Origin of the sequence: Nocardia sp. NPDC056100, assembly GCF_042266325.1 — a bacterium.
In the GTDB taxonomy this organism is placed as follows: Bacteria; Actinomycetota; Actinomycetes; order Mycobacteriales; family Mycobacteriaceae; genus Nocardia.
This window is the reverse complement of record NZ_JBHJVY010000003.1, coordinates 181,613-197,190: the sequence shown is the minus strand read 5'-3', so window position 1 is coordinate 197,190 and position 15,578 is coordinate 181,613. Positions and strand designations below refer to the sequence as shown.

The following is a 15,578-nucleotide window of genomic DNA, read 5'->3' as shown; positions in this document are numbered from 1 at the left end:
AGATCACAAACAGGAGTTGGGGGCCCGGAATCCTCCGGGCCCCAACCTTTATCCACAGACAGCGGTGCGCCCCCGGGAGTCATCCCGGGGGCGCACCGATTGCTATCGAGCCGCAGGCTCAGGTCAGAACGCGGCCTCGTCCAGCTCCATGATGTCGTTGTCCAGGTTCGACAGGATGGCGCGGGTGGCGGTCAGCTCCGGCAGCACGTTGCGCGCGAAGAACTGCGCGGTGGCGATCTTGCCGGTGTAGAACGCCTCGGTGGAGCCGTTGTCCAGCGCCTTGATGGCGACCTCGGCCTGCTGCAGCAGCTGCCAGCCGATGAGCAGATCGCCGACGGCCATCAGGAAGCGGACCGAGCCCAGGCCGACCTTGTACAGCTCCTTCGGGTCCTGCTGGGCGCCCATCAGGTGCCCGGTCAGGGTGGCGGCCATGGCCTGCACATCCTCGAGGGCGGTGGCGAGCAGCTTGCGCTCGGCCTTCAGACGACCGTTGCCGCCCTCGCGCTCGATGAACTTCTGCACCTGGCCGGCCACGTGGGCCAGCGCCACACCGCGATCGCGGGCGATCTTGCGGAAGAAGAAGTCCTGCGCCTGGATGGCGGTGGTGCCCTCGTACAGCGAGTCGATCTTGGCGTCGCGGATGTACTGCTCGATCGGGTAGTCCTGCAGGAAGCCGGAGCCACCGAAGGTCTGCAGCGAATCGGTCAGGTACTGGTAGGCGCGCTCGGAACCGACACCCTTGACGATCGGCAGCAGCAGATCGTTGACGCGGAACGCCAGATCCTTATCGGCGCCCGAAACCAGTTCCGCCACATCGGCGTTCTGGTGCGCGGCGGTGTACAGGTAGATGGCGCGCAGGCCCTCGGCGTACGCCTTCTGCATGGCCAGCGAGCGGCGCACGTCCGGGTGGTGGGTGATGGTCACGCGGGGCGCGGCCTTATCGGTCATCTGGGTCAGGTCGGCGCCCTGGACGCGGATCTTGGCGTAGTCCAGCGCGTTCAGGTAACCGGTCGACAGGGTGGCGATGGCCTTGGTGCCCACCATCATTCGAGCGTTCTCGATGACGTCGAACATCTGCGCGATGCCGTTGTGCACCTCGCCGACCAGCCAGCCCTTGGCGGGCACGCCGTGGCCGCCGAAGGTGACCTCACAGGTGGCCGAAACCTTGATGCCCATCTTGTGCTCGACGTTCGTCACGAAGACGCCGTTGCGCTCGCCGAGGGTCTCGGTCTCGAAGTCGAAGTGGAACTTCGGTACGTAGAACAGGGACAGGCCCTTGGTGCCCGGTCCGGCGCCCTCGGGGCGAGCCAGCACCAGGTGCATGATGTTCTCGAACAGGTCGTCGGAGTCGCCCGAGGTGATGAAGCGCTTGACGCCCTCGATGTGCCAGGAGCCGTCTTCCTGCTTGACGGCCTTGGTGCGGCCCGCGCCGACATCGGAGCCGGCGTCCGGCTCGGTCAGCACCATGGTGGCGCCCCAGTTGCGGTCGGCGATCGCCTGAGCCCACTTCTTCTGCTCATCGGTGCCGTTGTTGTAGAAGACCTGCGCGAAACCCGCACCGGCGGCGTACATCTGAGCCGGGGGGTTGGCGCCGAGGATCATTTCGCCGAGCGCCCAGGTGAGGGCGGACGGGGCGCCGAGGCCACCGAGCTCCTCGCGCACGCCGACCTTGGCCCAGCCGCCGTCCTCGAGGGCGCGGTAGGACTTCTTGAAGGATTCGGGGAGAGTGACCGTGTGGGTGGCCGGATCGAAGGTCGGCGGGTTGCGGTCGCCGTCCTCGAAGGAGTCGGCGAGCGGGCCCTCGGCCAGGCGACGGACCTCGTTCAGCATTTCCTTGGCGGTCTCGGTGTCGAGGTCGCCGTAGGCGCCGCCGTCCAGGAGGGAACCGAGGCCGAGCACCTCGAAGAGGTTGAACTCGAGGTCGCGGACATTGCTCTTGTAGTGACCCATGGTCGTACTCACTCTCCATTGAGATGGGTGCGGTTCGGTTGTGCCGTTCCCGCCCGTTGGTCCACCGAGTAGACACCGTAAAGCTAGCGCTACTGACGGGTAACTTAAGCGCCATGTTACCCATGGGTAAGGGCCGTCTCAAGACGATCGAGGCCAATGTGATGAAAGGCACCCGCGCCGCTCAGGGCCCGCATCCCGGCCGAATCGGCGGTGATCCCATACCCGCTGATCAGCGGCCGGAGCGGCACGCGAATTCACAGCCGCGCAATCGCTAGCGTGAGGCGGTGCGCATCGAAACCAGCGCCGGTCCCGCCGAGATCGACATCGCGCGACCCGCGAAGAAACCGCCCGCCTTCCTGCTGGTGCTCACGCACGGTTCCGGCGGCGGCGTGGATGCGAAAGACCTGCTCGCCGTGCGTGATTCGGCCCTCGAATCCGGTGGCGCGGTGGTCCTGGTGACCCAGCCCTATCGCGTGGCGGGCCGCCGCGCCCCCGGCAAGGCCGACGTGCAGGACGCCGCCTGGCTGGAGATCATCGCCGCCGTGCGCAAGAAGTTCCGCGGCGTCCCGCTCATCCAGGGCGGCCGCAGCAATGGCGCGCGCGTCGCCTGCCGCACTGCCGTCGCGGCGAAGGCCAAGGGCGTTGTCGCCCTGTCATTTCCACTGCACCCGCCCGGTAAGCCGGAGAAATCCCGCCGCGAGGAACTCCTCGACGTCGGCGATATCCCGGTTGTGGTGGTGAACGGTGCCCGCGACCCCTTCGGCATCCCCGACCCCGCCGACGCCACCGAGGTGAAAGTCATTCCCGGCCAAGCGCATTCCTACCGCGCGGGCTTCGACGACATCGCCGGAACAGTCACCCCGTGGCTGCTTCGCTGGACCGCATAGACACCGGAATGACGGAAAGGGTCAGTCGTCCGCCGGTGTAGGCGCTTCGAGCGCGAGTGGCTCCGCGACCGCGTCGGCGGGCAGGGCCGGGGCCGCTTCCTCCGGGATCGGTTTGGTGGCCACGACCAGGGCGTCGATGGCGTCGCGTTCCTCGGTCGGACGGTGCACCCGATCCGCCACGCGGATGCGCAGATCGTCGCCGGTGGGGGCGAGATCGTCGACGATATCGTTCGGGGTGAAGGTCAGTGCCGGATCCTGTTCGCCGCCATAGCCTTCGGTGAGATTCGAGGTGTCATTGCCGAGTACGAGCAGGGTGCCGCCGGGGGAGAGCATGCCGGCGGCGCTCAGCAGCAGGGCGCGGCGGTCGGTGGCGGGCAGGTGCACGAAGGCCAGCAGGATCAGCTCGTACGGTCCGGTGAGTCCGGCGGCGAGCAGATCGGTCACATCGGCGAAATGCCAGCTGATGCGCCCGCGCACGGACCGCGACAGTCGCGAGGCGACGGTGCGGCCCTTGTCGATGCCGGCCTGTGCGTAGTCCACGGCATCGACCTGCCAGCCATGCGTGGCCAGCCACAGCGCGTTGCGTCCCTCACCGCAGCCGAGGTCCAGTACCCGGGGCAGTTCGGGCCGCGGTTCGCCGACCCCGAATCCGGTCAGCGGCAGTCGCCGCTCCAGCCCGAACACCTGCTCGACCACGGTGTCGTTCGGCGGTGCGCCCCACACCAACTCGGTGCTCGAGTAGTGCCTGTCCCAGCCGTCGGCATCCATGCCCCCGAGTCTAGAAGCCGACCCCAAACACGACTCGTCAGAGCGTGGTGTGCATCAGGATCACGTTGTACTGGCTGTGCACGGTTGTGAGGAAGTAGAGATCACGGCCGGTTTGGTACGGGAAGATCGACGGCGCGTAGGCGGTCGGGAGTTCCCGGGTGTCGATGAGCACCTCGGGCCCGCTCCACGGCCCCTCCGGATTCGGCGCCCGGTACATGACCACCGAGTTCCACGGATCCGTGGTGAGCATGATGTATTGCCCGAGATAGTCATTCCACTGCACCGACATCTCGGCGATGCCGCCGCCGATGACCGGGGTGGCCCCGTCCACGTCACCGCGCTTCCACTGATCGCCCACCCAGTATTCGTATGCTCCGAGGTCGCCGATGGCCGCCTCGGGTACGCGTGCCACGAATGCCGGATTATTGCGGCCCGACGCGGTGCCGTATTCGTAGACGAAGCCGCCGTTCTTGACGAACGAGTTCATCTGGAAGTTGGCATTGCCGCGATCGTCGGGGCGGCGGGTGGCGGGCAGTTCCACCCAGTTCTCGCCATTGTCACCGGAGACGGCGAGACCGGAGAAATTGGTGGTCCACTGGCCGACATCGTCCCAGCTCTGCACGGACATCAGGCTCATGAACTGGGTGCCGCCGACCGAGATGGCCGCGGTGGGGATGCGGCTGATCTCCAGGAACGGGATCTTCGGGCTGGGGATGAGATCGCGTGCCTGGCCGAAGATATCGCGCACGACGCTGTCGAAGTAGATGCCGTTGGACGGATTCTGGGTGTGCGAGCGCACCAGAATGTTCGAGCGCCAGGCCCAGGTGCTGCCGACAAGCAGATTGGGGAAGCCGAGGCCGGCGGTGTCACCGAAGGTGGTGAGCATTTCGCCGTTGCCGTTGTCCCACATGATGCCGAGGTCGGTCCCGAGCACGTTGTAGGCCTGGGTGTTGTTGGGGCTCTGCATACCGGTGACCTGGAAGACCGCTTTGGTGCGACCGGGCAGCTGGGGTAGCCCATTGGTGCCATTGAGCACCGGAATCGGATTGATGGCATTGGGATTGGCTGCGGCCGGGCCTGTCACCGTGAGAAGCAAGGCCGAAGCACCTGCGATCGCGGACAGCAGCACGGAGGCGGACTTGGTCAATGCGTGGTCCTCCGGTTCTCGCCGAAAATCATGCGCGACCACACGATATGTGACGGACCGCACAAGATGTTCGGCTCGCTGGCAAAGTGTGAAAATGCTAACAGCGGAACTGGGGCTTGCGGGCGAGCTATCGGGATTGTTTGCCGTGAATTGGCTTACCGGTATCGATTAGAGCACCGTTTCGGGTTTGAACTGCGCAGATGTGGATACCGGCGCGTCGCACAGCTACCGCCTGCGGCTGAACGCAACGCGATAGCCGCTCGGCGTCAGCCCATTCCGGCGCAGCAGATGTTGACGCAACGATTCGGCGGTACCGAGTCCGGACCGCCGCGCGACTTCCTCGATGGACAGCTCGGTCGCCTCCAGCAACTCTCTGGCGCGATCCACTCGCTGATGCAGCAGCCACTGCAGTGGGCTCGCACCGGTCTCCTCCCGGAACCGCCGGGTGAGGGTGCGGGTGCTGACATTCGCGTGCGCCGCGAGGTCGCGCAGCGCGAGCCGCTGCTCCAATCGCGCCAGCGCCCACTCCCGGGTCGCCGCGAGCGAGGCGCCGGTCTCCGGCGGCAGGGGTGTCTCGATGAATTGGGCTTGGCCGCCCGGCCGGAAGGGGGCCATCACCGCCAGCCGCGCCACCGCGTTGGCGGCGACCGCACCGTAGTCGGCGCGAATCATGTGCAGGCACAGGTCGATTCCCGCCGCGAGTCCGGCGGAGGTGAGAATCCGGCCGTCGTCGACGAACAGCACATCGGGTTGCAGATCCACCGCGGGGAAGCGCTCGCGCATCTCATCGGAGAACAGCCAGTAGGTGGTGGCGGGGCGGCCGTCCAGCAGTCCGGCCTGAGCCAGCACGAACGCGCCCGTGCAGATGGAGGCGATCCGCTTGCCCTGGGCCGCAGCGGTTCTCAGGACATCCAGCACTCGTGGATCGCCTTCGGCGCGGGCTCCGGTTCCGGTGACGATCAGGGTGTCCGCGGTCGCGGCCGCGTCCAGTCCGCGCTCGATCACCACGGGCGTGCCGTTGTAGCCGGGCACGATGCCCGGATCGGGCGTGCACAGCGTCACCTCGTATCCGGGTGCGCCGTCGATGACCGTGGCGGGGAAGACCACCTCCGGAATCGACAGGTCGAATGTGGTCACCGGCGGTACCGCTACGATCGCGATCCTGTGCATGGCTCGATCCTTGGGATATCTGGCTTTCCGGCCACTACCGTACCCGGATCCGGCTCGGCAGAGTGGTTTCCGGGCCGCCGCACGGGCGGCCGCTGGGAGAGGAATTCCGATGTCACTGCACGTCGTCGCCGGTGCCGGGGGTACCGGAAGCCGTACCGCGCTCGAACTCGCGGAGGCCGGGGAACGGGTCCGGCTGGTGAGCCGCCGCGGTCTCGGACCGGCGCATCCGCGCATCGAATTGGCGGTGGGAGACACCACCGACGCGGACCGGATGAGCGAATTGGCCACGGGGGCCGCGAGTCTGATCAACACCACCTGGCCCGCCTACGATCGCTGGCCCGCCGAATTCCCGCCGATCGGTGCGGCGCTGCTGACCGCGGCCGAGCGGACCGGCGCGGGATACGTCTCGCTGAGCAATACCTACGGCTACGGGCGGGTGGACGGCGCGTTCACCGAGGATCTGCCGATGGCTCCGATCGCGGTGAAAGGCGCTGTGCGAGCGCGGATGTGGCTGGACGCACTGGCCGCGCACGAGGCGGGCCGGGCGCGAGTGACCGAGGTGCGGGCGTCCGCGTTCCTGGGGCGCGAGGCCGCCTCCTCGGTGTACAACATGTTCGTCGTGCCGAAACTGCTTGCCGGGGAACCGGTTTCGTATCCGGGTGATCTCGATGTCGAGAAATCCTGGTCGTATATCGGCGATGTGGCCCGGACCCTGGCGGCGGCCGCCCGCTCCGAGATCGCCTGGGGCCGAGCCTGGCATGTGCCGTCCAACCGGATCTCGGTGCGCGAGTTGACCACTCGGATCGCCGCGGCTGCGGGGGTATCGGCCCCGGTCTTCGTGCCGATGACCCGGCACGAGCTGGCCTGGGCCGGGCTGGAGAATCCGGTCATCGCCGAGATGATCGAAATGTATTACGCCCTCCAACATCCCGACGTACTGGACGCGACGGTGACGGAGCGCGCGCTGGGTCTCACCGTCACCCCGATCGAGGCGGTGATCGCCGAAACGATCACCCTGCCGATCGCCGCGTGAGTCGCTATTCGGGCTTACCGCCCTTGCCGAGGGCCTGGCGGATGATCAGCGGCAGCTGGGTGGCGCGTTCGATGGCCAGGGTGCGCCGCACCGAGGACTGCCAGCTGCGGTCGAACAGCTTCTTGGCGCTCGCGACGGCATGCGGGGAGCGGGTGGCGATGCGGTCGGCGAGCTTCTCGGCGGCGGCCAGCGGATCGGCGCTCACCTCGGTGACCAGGCCGATGCGTTCGGCGTAGGCGGCGTCGACCGGATCGGCGGTCATGGTGAGCAGCAGTGCCTGATCGATGCCGATCAGGCGGGACAGGGTGGCCGCACCGGTCATATCCGGGATCAGGCCGTGCTTGGCCTCCATCACCGAGAACTCGGAATCCGGTGTGACGAAACGGAAGTCGGCCGCCAGCGCGATCTGCAAGCCGCCGCCGTAGCAGCGGCCGTGCACGACGGCGATGACCGGCTGCGGCAGGCGTCGCCAGGCCCAGCAGGCTTCCTGGAAGTCATTGGTGCCGGTCCACGGCAGCGGTACGAACGAGCGCACCACGTCCAGCGGATTGCTCATGGCCTTGGCGACGTCCAGGCCCGAGGAGAAGCTCGGGCCGTTGCCGGAGAGGATGACCGCGCGAATATCCTTGCGGCCCCCGATGGTCCGCGCGACGCGGGCGAGTTCGCGGAGCATATCGATGGTGAGGCCATTGTGCTTGTCCGGCCGGTCCAGGGCGACGTAGGCGCGGTCGCCTTCGAAACGCAGGGAGACGTTGTTGCTCATGGTCTTTCCTCTTCGGCTGCTCGGGTGTCAGTCCAGCTGATCCAGCAGCAGCCGGGCGCAGCCCGCCGGATCGTCGTAGAACGGGGTATGCCCGCTGCCGTGCAGCGTGACATGCCGCGCGCCCGGCAGTGCCTCGCGGGCGCGCCGGGCCTGGGTGGCGTACGTGAGCAGAATGTCACGATTGCCCCAGGCGATGGTGACCGGGATGCTGTCCAGCCGGGTGCGGTCGGGCAGCCGGAAGTCGGTGAACGAGGCCAGTGCGGCGTCGAAGCCGCCCGCGCCGAGCAGGCCCTCGACGGTGTCGACGGCGATCGCCGGGTCCAGCGCCCATGACTTGCCGAACACCAGGCTCAGGAAGGTGGTGCGGCCCGCGGCATTGCCGAGCAGCGCCGGGACCGCCGGATGCAGCACTTTGGTGAGTTGTTTGGCGCGGCCGAGCGCCTGCTGGCACCAGATGCGGCCGGGGGTGTCCCAGAATCCGATGGGGGAGTAGGCGGTGACCGAACGCGCCAGCCCGCGCGCGGCCAGGTCGAGGATGATGCCGCCGCCCATGGAATTGCCTGCCAGATGCGGGTTTTCGATACCTTCGACGGTGAGGAATTCGACCAGGGCGTCGGCCAGGGTGGACACCGTGGTGTCCGTGAGCGGTTCGCTGCCGCCGAATCCGGGTAGATCCACCGCGATCACATCGAAGGAGGCGGCGAGGGTGTCGATGATCGGTTCCCACACCTGCCAGCGACTGCCGACGCCGTGCACGAGGACCAGTGGGTCGCCGGTGCCCGCGCGATGGTGATTCAGCTTGGCCATGCATCGACCCTAACAGTCGTTGGCCGCGTGCCAATTGAGCTTTTCGGCCCTCGAACAGCCCTTCCTTCCCGGTCGGGCGGCGGTACGATAAAAGGTATGGCAACCCGTAAGGTGACCCTCTCACTCGATGAGGCGTCCTGGGCGTATGCCGAGCAGGCCGCGGCCCGCGCGGGTATATCGCCCTCCGCATGGATATCGCGCGCCGCGCGCCGGGAGGCCGTGCGCACCGGCTGCGGTCCCGGTTTCGATCCGGTGCAGCAGGCCGTCGGCGACGAAGCGGAATTGGCCGCCGCCGAGAAGGAGTTGCGTGCGCAGGGGTGAACTCTGGGTTTATCACCCGCACGGTTCCGAACGAGTTCGCAATATCCTGCTGATCAGCAGCGACGGCATCAATGAGTCGCCGCGGCCGTGGCTGATCGCCGCCGAGGTGATGGATGAGGATCCGCGCGATATTCTCGCGGTGCCGATTCCCGGGTACGGCTGGGTGCACGCGGGCAATCTCGGTCGTATCTATCGGGGCTGGCTCGAGGAACGCGTCGATGCCGTGGACACCGAGACCGCCGAGCGAATCGACACAGCGCTGCGCGCCGCCATGGATCTGTGAGATCGTTCCTGCGGCCCAACCACATTGATTCGTGAGAAGTGAGGAACCCGTGCGGATTTCCCTGATCGCCGCCGCGCTCGTGGCACTGCCGCTGCTGGCGGGCTGCGGTAGTGATGACAAGCCTGCGGCCGTCTCCCAGGACGACATCTCCAAGTCGCTGCAGAACGGCGGCCTCAAGGATGCCAAGCTGGCCGACTGCGCGGCGAAACTCTTTGTGAACGAGGGGATTTCACAGGACGGCCTGCGTCTCATGATCAAGAGTGACAATAAGAGCGCCACCGGCACCGATCCGGAATCGCTCGGCATGTCCACCGCGGACGCGGATAAGGCCCGCTCGGCCACCAATAAGATCGTGAGCGAGTGCCTGAAGGGCAACTAGTCTCCGCACCTGCGTTTTTGGCGTTTCGCTAGCCGATCGTAAGTACCTGCGCGCACTCTCGGGTGACGGCGAACCCCCCGCCGCCCGAGAGATCGAGGAATGCGATGAGGAAATCCGTAATCGCGGCAGCGCTGCTCGCGCTGCCTCTGCTCGCCGCGTGCAGCACCAACGACAGCACCCCCGCCAACCTGGTCACGGCCAGCTCCGCCCCCGCCGCCGCGGTCACCACCACCGCGACCCCCGGCGGCAGCACCACCACCACCTCGCCCGCCAAATCGGGCGCACCCACCACCTCCGGCGCGGCCACCCCCGGCGGCTCCACCCTCACCGCCGCGCAGATCTCGAAGTCCCTGCAGGACAAGGGCGGCCTGGACGCCAAGACCGCCGACTGCGTAGCCGGCATCTACATCGACACCGGCCTCTCCGACAGCGGCATCCAAAAACTCATCGACCACGGCTACAACAACCCCGCCACCCTCAACCTCACCTCCGAGGACTTCCGCAAGGCCGGCACCGCCGTAAAACGCATCACCACCGAATGCGTGAAGTAGTCGTCAGCCGCGAATGACCCTCAGCGCCAGGGCAGTTCGACGGGTTCGGCGGGCACGTCTCCGGCCAGCAGGCGACTGAGCAGGGCAGCCAGGCCGAGTGGGAACACTCGGTCCGGTGTCCGCTCCAGTTCGGCCAGCGGCCACCAGCGGTGACCGGACAGCGCGTTGCGCTCGACTTCCTGGTGGCCGGAGATGTCCACGTCGGTGGAGGTGGTGCGGAGCAGGAAATAGGAGTCGGTGGCGTCGTAAAGGATGCCTTCGGAGGAGGTCCACTGGCCGGAGGAGACGGCTACCACCGGGCTCAGGCGGGTGGGGTCGATGCGCTGGCCGGTTTCCTCGAAGAGTTCGCGGATCGCGCCGTCGGGGAGTGATTCGCCCGGGTCGAGGCCGCCGCCGGGGGTGAGCCAGCCGACCTTCTCCTCGAAAGGTTCGGGTGGGGCGAAGCGGAACAGCAGCACCCGGTCGTCGGGATCGAGCAGGATGACTCGCGCGGTGGCCCGTTTGATTCCCATGATCAGATCCTAGGAATGAAAAAGATCCCCCGCCAAAGGATTTCGGCGGAGGATCTTCGTTTGAGCCGATGACGGGAATCGAACCCGCGCTACCTGCTTGGGAAGCAGGAGTTCTACCATTGAACTACATCGGCATGATGCTTTCGCGACTCTATCAGACCCCTCCCGGCCACAGCCAACCCTGGGAGTCGGGGCCGTGTCCGGGGGCGGCGCGCCGGGGTGGGTGATCGTTTTGCGCGAACCGGGGGGTTTTGTACGGGGGCGGTCGTAGACTGTGGCGCAGGGTCGAAAGCCTGTCCACCACAGTGACTTTGGGTTGCGCTGAACGTTTGCTGGCGCGTGCGTCCGTGCTCCCATGGGGGTGACGTATGACCACGGTGCCATCGCGGGATATACCGCAACTGGAGGCCGTGCGGCCTTCCACCCGGCGGCGCGAGCCCAAGGGATCCTTCCTCTGGAAAGCGATCACGACCACCGATCCCAAGGTGCTCGGGATTCTCTATCTGTTCTCGGCCATGTCGTTCTTCCTGATCGCGGGCGTGATGGCGCTGCTCATGCGGGCGGAGCTGGCGCGGCCGGGGCTGCAATTCCTCTCGCCGGAACAGTTCAATCAGCTGTTCACCATGCACGGCACCATCATGCTGCTGTTCTATGCGACCCCGATCGTGTTCGGGTTCGCGAACGCGGTGCTGCCGCTGCAGATCGGGGCCCCCGATGTGGCGTTCCCGCGTCTGAACGCGCTCAGCTACTGGCTGTACCTGTTCGGCGCGACCATGGCGACCGCCGGTTTCGTCACTCCCGGCGGTGCCGCGGACTTCGGCTGGACGGCGTACACGCCGCTCTCGGACATCGTGCACGCGCCGGGCGTCGGCGCTGACCTGTGGATCATGGGGCTGGCGGTCTCGGGCGTCGGCACCATTCTGGGCGGCGTCAATATGGTCACCACGGTGGTCTGCCTGCGCTGCCCGGGTATGACCATGTTCCGCATGCCCATTTTCACCTGGAATATCCTGGTGACGAGTGTGCTTGTGCTGCTTGCCTTTCCGATCCTCACCGCGGCGCTGATGGCGCTGGAGGTGGACCGGCACCTGGGTGCGCACATCTACGATCCGGCCAATGGCGGCGCGATTCTGTGGCAGCACCTGTTCTGGTTCTTCGGGCATCCCGAGGTGTACATCATCGCGCTGCCGTTCTTCGGCATAGTCACCGAGATCTTCCCGGTGTTCAGTCGTAAACCGCTGTTCGGTTACACCACACTGGTTTACGCGACGCTGTCCATCGCGGCGCTGTCGGTGGCGGTGTGGGCGCATCACATGTACGCGACCGGATCGGTGCTGCTGCCGTTCTTCTCGGCCATGACATTCCTGATCGCGGTGCCCACCGGCGTGAAGTTCTTCAACTGGATATTCACCATGTGGCGCGGGCAGTTGACGTTCGAGACGCCCATGCTGTGGTCCATCGGATTCCTGGTGACATTCCTGTTCGGCGGTCTGTCGGGTGTGGTGCTGGCCGCGCCGCCGCTGGACTTCCATGTCTCGGACTCGTATTTCGTTGTGGCGCACTTCCATTACGTCTTGTTCGGCACCATCGTGTTCGCCACTTTCGCGGGCATCTACTTCTGGTTCCCGAAGATGACCGGCCGCATGATGGACGAACGCCTGGGCAAACTGCATTTCTGGACCACGTTCATCGGCTTCCACACCACCTTCCTGGTGCAGCACTGGCTGGGCAACGAGGGTATGCCGCGCCGGTACGCCGACTATCTGCCGAGCGATGGCTTCACCACGCTGAACACCATCTCGACCATCGGCTCGTTCGTGCTCGGGCTGTCGATGATCACGTTCGTCTGGAATGTCTTCAAGAGCTACCGCTTCGGCGAAGTCGCCACCGTGGACGATCCGTGGGGCTACGGCAATTCCCTGGAATGGGCCACCACCTGCCCGCCGCCCCGGCACAACTTCTACGAACTACCGCGCATCCGCTCCGAGCGCCCGGCCTTCGAACTGCACTATCCACATATGGTCGAGCGCATGCGCGCCGAGGCGCATTCGAGCTGGCCGCTACCCACCCGGCAGCACGTCGTCGAACTCGCCGAGACCCCGACGGACGAGGTGAAGGACAGCGACAACTAGTCTCTTGGCGTGCTGCTTTCCGATCGCGACATCCGTAAGGAGATCGCCGAAGGGCGTCTCGGGCTCGACCCGTTCGACGAGAAGCTGGTGCAGCCGTCGAGTATCGATGTGCGGCTGGACGGCCTCTTCCGGGTGTTCAACAACACCCGCTACACCCATATCGATCCCGCGCAACAGCAGGACGAGCTGACCTCGCTGGTGGAACCCGCCGCCAATGAGCCGTTCGTGCTGCATCCGGGTGAGTTCGTGCTGGGCTCCACCCTCGAGGTGTGCAGCCTGCCGGACGATCTCGCGGGCCGTCTGGAGGGCAAGTCGAGCCTGGGCCGGCTCGGCCTGCTCACCCACTCCACCGCGGGCTTCATCGATCCGGGTTTCAGCGGGCACATCACCCTGGAACTGTCGAATGTGGCGAACCTCCCGATCACCTTGTGGCCGGGTATGAAAATCGGTCAGCTCTGCCTGTTCCGATTGAGTTCACCCGCCGAGAATCCGTACGGCAGTGCCGCCGTCGGCTCGAAATATCAGGGTCAGCGCGGTCCGACCCCGTCGCGTGCCTACCTGAACTTCCAAACGCCATAAGGCAACTGAGCTCTGCGGGTGTACGTACGGCTTCGGGCGTCGTAAGGTGGCGGCGACAGGTAAAGTGACCCGACCGTAATATGCACCGCACGCACATCATCAGTGCGTGAGCGTGGTCAGTGTGGCAACGAATGGGCAGCGAATGAGTTCGGTACTGGGAGTTTCCGTGGGGGCGGGCGCGGTTCGCGTCGCACGCCCGCTCGCGGGGAATTCCGCCCGGCGCGGAACCGTCCAGCCACAGGCCGCCGACGCGTTCGATGTGCAGACCGTTCCGGTGGACGATCGCCGGGTCGAGGAGCTGGCCGCGGACGCCATCGGCGCGATACTGAGCGCCGATCAGCGGATTACCGCCACCGCCATCGCTTTCCGGGACGAACAGCACGCCCGCGCGATTCGCGCCGAGCTGGCTCGCCGTCAGTTCACCGATTACGAACTCGTGCCCGATGTGGCCGCGGCGCTGGAATTCCTCGAATTCTCCGGTGAGCTGCAGGGTTTCAGCACCGTCGCGCTCTACGATCTGGGCGCGTCCGGACTTTCGGTGACGGTGGTCGACACCGGCACGCGTCAGGTGAGTTACAGCGAGCGCACCAGCGATATCAGCGGTGATTACCTGGATTCCCTGATCCGCGAACAGCAGATCGCCTCCGGGCGCATCGCGCATCCGCCGGACGCGGCCGGTCTGGCCGCATTGGACGCGCTGTGCCGCACCGCGAAGGAACAGCTGTCGGAGAACAGCGCGGTCGCGCTGCCGTCCACCGAGGGCCTGGTACTGCTGTCGCAGGAGAACTTCGAAGCGCTGATCATGCTGGCGGTGGAATCGTCGGCGCGCATGGCGCGCGATGTGATCCTGAGATCCGAGCAGCCGGTGCAGGCGGTCGCGCTGATCGGCGGCTGCGCCCAGATTCCGCTGGTGGCAAGAGTTTTGCGGCGCTGGCTGGGGGTGCCGGTGCTGGTGCCCGCCAATCCGGAGACGGTCGCCACCCGGGGTGCGGCGATTCTGGCCCGCCCGGTGCGGCAGCGGCCCGCGCCCGCGCCGTTCACCAGCGCGTTTGAGAATTCGCTTCCGCCGCAGCATGAATCGGTGCCGCCGCTGCTATCGAGTGCCGGTGCGGAGAAGTTCAGCCGCCGCCGCGAGGTGAGCATCGCCGGGGTGGCGGTGGGCGCACTGGTCGTGGTCGCCGCGATCGGCGTCTCGCTGGGCTGGGGTCCGCAAGTGCTGGAACACGATTCGCAGAGTTCGGATGCCGGGACCACGTCGGCGGTGCCGACCACCACGAAACCGGCGACCGAGACCACCACGGTGGTGCCCACCACCACCGATGCCACCAATGAGTCGCTGGCCGCGCCGCCGCCGCGCCGGGAGACGACCACCACCACCGAGGCCCCGCCGCCGCCGGGCCCGAACACCATCACGATCATTCCGGGTCTGCCGCCGGTGATCGTTCCCACACTCCCGCCGCTGTTTCCGCCGCCCGGCGGCTGAATCGTTCGGCGTTGCACAGCCATTCCGCTGCCACTGGCGGCGCGCTCCCACCCGCCGGATCCGCCCCGTCGACTGCCGGAAGTGGGGCGGATCCGGTGGGCCCGGCGCGATTCGCGCCGGATGCGAGGGCCGGCTGCGTTCAGTCCTCGCTCATATTCCCCACCGCCAGCGCCGTCGTGACGAGCAGCGACAGGGGTGGGAGTTGGAGTTCGCGGGCGGGCGGCACCACCCAGTGACAGCCCTCGCGCGTCCAGCGGCCGAGACCGGTGGGCAGCATGACGGCGCTGCCGATGGCGGGTATGCCGATGTCCATTCGATTGAGCGCGGTCAGGATCTGTTCGCCCGGACGGGAATCGGGTTCGACGAGGAAGCTCCAGCGAATCTGCCGTGCCAGCATGGGACCGGTGCGCCGCTGCTGTCGCAGTGCGGCGCGGACCATTTCGGCGCGCGCCACGGGTAAATGCAACACGCCGACCTTGGCGGTGACCGGGAGCATGACGAAGCCGCCGCGTTCGGCTACCGGTAGCCCGAATTCGTGCCGGTAGAAGGACACCCAGTCCTGCACCGTGCGCAGCTTGTCCGTATTCACGACCCGACTCCTGCCTCCCGATTCCAGGGTGCGGCCGGGCGGCCCGCGCGGTAACGCCCGCATGCCCTCCTTGCGCTGCCCAAGCACTGCCACTGCTACTCGCGCGTAATTTGGTCATACCAGCTATGTTTCGGCTGTGGCCGTGGTCACGATGCGCTCGTACCCTGGACATCGGAGTTCGTTCGGAAGGATGACGTCGTGGTCCGGCAGTGGTCAGGTAAAGA

Annotated in this window: 18 protein-coding genes and 1 tRNA gene; 10 read left to right on the top strand and 9 right to left on the bottom strand. The window is 66.6% G+C overall.

Going from position 1 to position 15,578, the window contains the following annotated elements; genetic code table 11:
• Window positions 1-123: 123 nt before the first annotated feature.
• A complete protein-coding gene (locus tag ACFC0O_RS23100; RefSeq protein ID WP_375963746.1) occupies window positions 124-1,950 on the bottom strand; it encodes an acyl-CoA dehydrogenase in 1,827 nt (608 codons plus the stop codon).
• A 113-nt stretch (window positions 1,951-2,063) separates the two neighbouring features.
• Between ACFC0O_RS23100 and ACFC0O_RS23095 the strand changes: the two genes are divergently transcribed.
• Window positions 2,064-2,225: a hypothetical protein gene (locus ACFC0O_RS23095; RefSeq protein WP_375961079.1), complete on the top strand. Its 162-nt coding sequence runs from the start codon at window positions 2,064-2,066 to the stop codon at window positions 2,223-2,225.
• A 9-nt stretch (window positions 2,226-2,234) separates the two neighbouring features.
• Window positions 2,235-2,837 (top strand): alpha/beta family hydrolase, encoded by a 603-nt coding sequence (locus ACFC0O_RS23090; RefSeq protein WP_375961077.1) that lies wholly within the window; start codon window positions 2,235-2,237, stop codon window positions 2,835-2,837.
• A gap of 21 nt (window positions 2,838-2,858) precedes the next feature.
• On the opposite strand, the gene ACFC0O_RS23085 is transcribed toward ACFC0O_RS23090, so the two are convergent.
• The 3 genes from ACFC0O_RS23085 to ACFC0O_RS23075 all read right to left on the bottom strand — a co-directional run bounded on the left by ACFC0O_RS23085 (window position 2,859) and on the right by ACFC0O_RS23075 (window position 5,922).
• Entirely contained in the window at window positions 2,859-3,605 is a 747-nt protein-coding gene (locus ACFC0O_RS23085; protein WP_375961075.1) for a class I SAM-dependent methyltransferase, read from the bottom strand.
• Window positions 3,606-3,642: 37 nt separating this feature from the next.
• Complete coding sequence (locus tag ACFC0O_RS23080) at window positions 3,643-4,752, bottom strand: DUF4185 domain-containing protein (RefSeq protein ID WP_375961073.1); 1,110 nt, start codon at window positions 4,750-4,752, stop codon at window positions 3,643-3,645.
• 225 nt (window positions 4,753-4,977) lie between these two features.
• Entirely contained in the window at window positions 4,978-5,922 is a 945-nt protein-coding gene (locus ACFC0O_RS23075; protein ID WP_375961071.1) for a GlxA family transcriptional regulator, read from the bottom strand.
• A gap of 109 nt (window positions 5,923-6,031) precedes the next feature.
• Here ACFC0O_RS23075 and ACFC0O_RS23070 point away from each other — a divergent pair, with 109 nt between their 5' ends.
• Window positions 6,032-6,955 carry an NAD-dependent epimerase/dehydratase family protein gene (locus ACFC0O_RS23070; protein WP_375961069.1) on the top strand — a complete coding sequence of 308 codons (924 nt, stop codon included), beginning with the start codon at window positions 6,032-6,034 and terminating at the stop codon, window positions 6,953-6,955.
• A gap of 4 nt (window positions 6,956-6,959) precedes the next feature.
• On the opposite strand, the gene ACFC0O_RS23065 is transcribed toward ACFC0O_RS23070, so the two are convergent.
• Both ACFC0O_RS23065 and ACFC0O_RS23060 read right to left on the bottom strand, forming a co-directional pair.
• Window positions 6,960-7,718 carry a crotonase/enoyl-CoA hydratase family protein gene (locus tag ACFC0O_RS23065; RefSeq protein ID WP_375961067.1) on the bottom strand — a complete coding sequence of 253 codons (759 nt, stop codon included), beginning with the start codon at window positions 7,716-7,718 and terminating at the stop codon, window positions 6,960-6,962.
• A 27-nt stretch (window positions 7,719-7,745) separates the two neighbouring features.
• Window positions 7,746-8,525, bottom strand: coding sequence for an alpha/beta fold hydrolase (locus tag ACFC0O_RS23060; protein ID WP_375961065.1), 780 nt, complete (start codon window positions 8,523-8,525; stop codon window positions 7,746-7,748).
• Window positions 8,526-8,621: 96 nt separating this feature from the next.
• On the opposite strand from ACFC0O_RS23060, the gene ACFC0O_RS23055 reads away from it, so the two are divergent.
• The 4 genes from ACFC0O_RS23055 to ACFC0O_RS23040 all read left to right on the top strand — a co-directional run bounded on the left by ACFC0O_RS23055 (window position 8,622) and on the right by ACFC0O_RS23040 (window position 10,059).
• On the top strand, window positions 8,622-8,846 hold the full coding sequence (locus ACFC0O_RS23055) for a hypothetical protein (RefSeq protein WP_375961063.1): 225 nt from the start codon (window positions 8,622-8,624) through the stop codon (window positions 8,844-8,846).
• The gene (locus ACFC0O_RS23050) at window positions 8,833-9,129 is read left to right on the top strand and encodes a hypothetical protein (RefSeq protein ID WP_364636351.1); all 297 of its coding nucleotides are present in this window, start codon (window positions 8,833-8,835) and stop codon (window positions 9,127-9,129) included. Before ACFC0O_RS23055 ends, ACFC0O_RS23050 begins: the two co-directional genes overlap by 14 nt.
• A 49-nt stretch (window positions 9,130-9,178) precedes the next feature.
• A complete protein-coding gene (locus tag ACFC0O_RS23045) occupies window positions 9,179-9,508 on the top strand; it encodes a hypothetical protein (RefSeq protein WP_364636348.1) in 330 nt (109 codons plus the stop codon).
• 104 nt (window positions 9,509-9,612) lie between these two features.
• On the top strand, window positions 9,613-10,059 hold the full coding sequence (locus ACFC0O_RS23040; protein ID WP_375961061.1) for a hypothetical protein: 447 nt from the start codon (window positions 9,613-9,615) through the stop codon (window positions 10,057-10,059).
• A 20-nt stretch (window positions 10,060-10,079) separates the two neighbouring features.
• On the opposite strand, the gene ACFC0O_RS23035 is transcribed toward ACFC0O_RS23040, so the two are convergent.
• Complete coding sequence (locus ACFC0O_RS23035; protein WP_375961059.1) at window positions 10,080-10,571, bottom strand: NUDIX hydrolase; 492 nt, start codon at window positions 10,569-10,571, stop codon at window positions 10,080-10,082.
• Between the two features lie 63 nt (window positions 10,572-10,634).
• Window positions 10,635-10,705: transfer RNA gene (locus tag ACFC0O_RS23030), tRNA-Gly, on the bottom strand.
• Between the two features lie 234 nt (window positions 10,706-10,939).
• On the opposite strand from ACFC0O_RS23030, the gene ctaD reads away from it, so the two are divergent.
• The 3 genes from ctaD to ACFC0O_RS23015 all read left to right on the top strand — a co-directional run bounded on the left by ctaD (window position 10,940) and on the right by ACFC0O_RS23015 (window position 14,765).
• Window positions 10,940-12,703, top strand: coding sequence for a cytochrome c oxidase subunit I (gene ctaD, locus ACFC0O_RS23025; protein WP_375961057.1), 1,764 nt, complete (start codon window positions 10,940-10,942; stop codon window positions 12,701-12,703).
• A gap of 9 nt (window positions 12,704-12,712) precedes the next feature.
• On the top strand, window positions 12,713-13,282 hold the full coding sequence (gene dcd / locus ACFC0O_RS23020; protein ID WP_364636336.1) for a dCTP deaminase: 570 nt from the start codon (window positions 12,713-12,715) through the stop codon (window positions 13,280-13,282).
• Between the two features lie 106 nt (window positions 13,283-13,388).
• On the top strand, window positions 13,389-14,765 hold the full coding sequence (locus tag ACFC0O_RS23015) for an Hsp70 family protein (protein ID WP_375961055.1): 1,377 nt from the start codon (window positions 13,389-13,391) through the stop codon (window positions 14,763-14,765).
• A 139-nt stretch (window positions 14,766-14,904) separates the two neighbouring features.
• Here the strand turns inward: ACFC0O_RS23015 and ACFC0O_RS23010 are convergent, their stop codons facing one another.
• The gene (locus ACFC0O_RS23010) at window positions 14,905-15,354 is read right to left on the bottom strand and encodes a hypothetical protein (RefSeq protein ID WP_375961053.1); all 450 of its coding nucleotides are present in this window, start codon (window positions 15,352-15,354) and stop codon (window positions 14,905-14,907) included.
• Between the last annotated feature and the right edge of the window lie 224 nt (window positions 15,355-15,578).

Bases quoted from the DNA above. Each gene is read 5' to 3' on its own strand.
- ACFC0O_RS23100 (WP_375963746.1), bottom strand. From the start codon at position 1,950: ATGGGTCACTACAAGAGCAATGTCCGCGACCTCGAGTTCAACCTCTTC.
- ACFC0O_RS23065 (WP_375961067.1), bottom strand. From the start codon at position 7,718: ATGAGCAACAACGTCTCCCTGCGTTTCGAAGGCGACCGCGCCTACGTC.
- ctaD (WP_375961057.1), top strand. From the start codon at position 10,940: ATGACCACGGTGCCATCGCGGGATATACCGCAACTGGAGGCCGTGCGG.
- ACFC0O_RS23070 (WP_375961069.1), top strand. From the start codon at position 6,032: ATGTCACTGCACGTCGTCGCCGGTGCCGGGGGTACCGGAAGCCGTACC.
- ACFC0O_RS23095 (WP_375961079.1), top strand. From the start codon at position 2,064: ATGTTACCCATGGGTAAGGGCCGTCTCAAGACGATCGAGGCCAATGTG.
- ACFC0O_RS23075 (WP_375961071.1), bottom strand. From the start codon at position 5,922: ATGCACAGGATCGCGATCGTAGCGGTACCGCCGGTGACCACATTCGAC.
- ACFC0O_RS23085 (WP_375961075.1), bottom strand. From the start codon at position 3,605: ATGGATGCCGACGGCTGGGACAGGCACTACTCGAGCACCGAGTTGGTG.
- ACFC0O_RS23040 (WP_375961061.1), top strand. From the start codon at position 9,613: ATGAGGAAATCCGTAATCGCGGCAGCGCTGCTCGCGCTGCCTCTGCTC.
- ACFC0O_RS23055 (WP_375961063.1), top strand. From the start codon at position 8,622: ATGGCAACCCGTAAGGTGACCCTCTCACTCGATGAGGCGTCCTGGGCG.
- ACFC0O_RS23060 (WP_375961065.1), bottom strand. From the start codon at position 8,525: ATGGCCAAGCTGAATCACCATCGCGCGGGCACCGGCGACCCACTGGTC.
- ACFC0O_RS23035 (WP_375961059.1), bottom strand. From the start codon at position 10,571: ATGGGAATCAAACGGGCCACCGCGCGAGTCATCCTGCTCGATCCCGAC.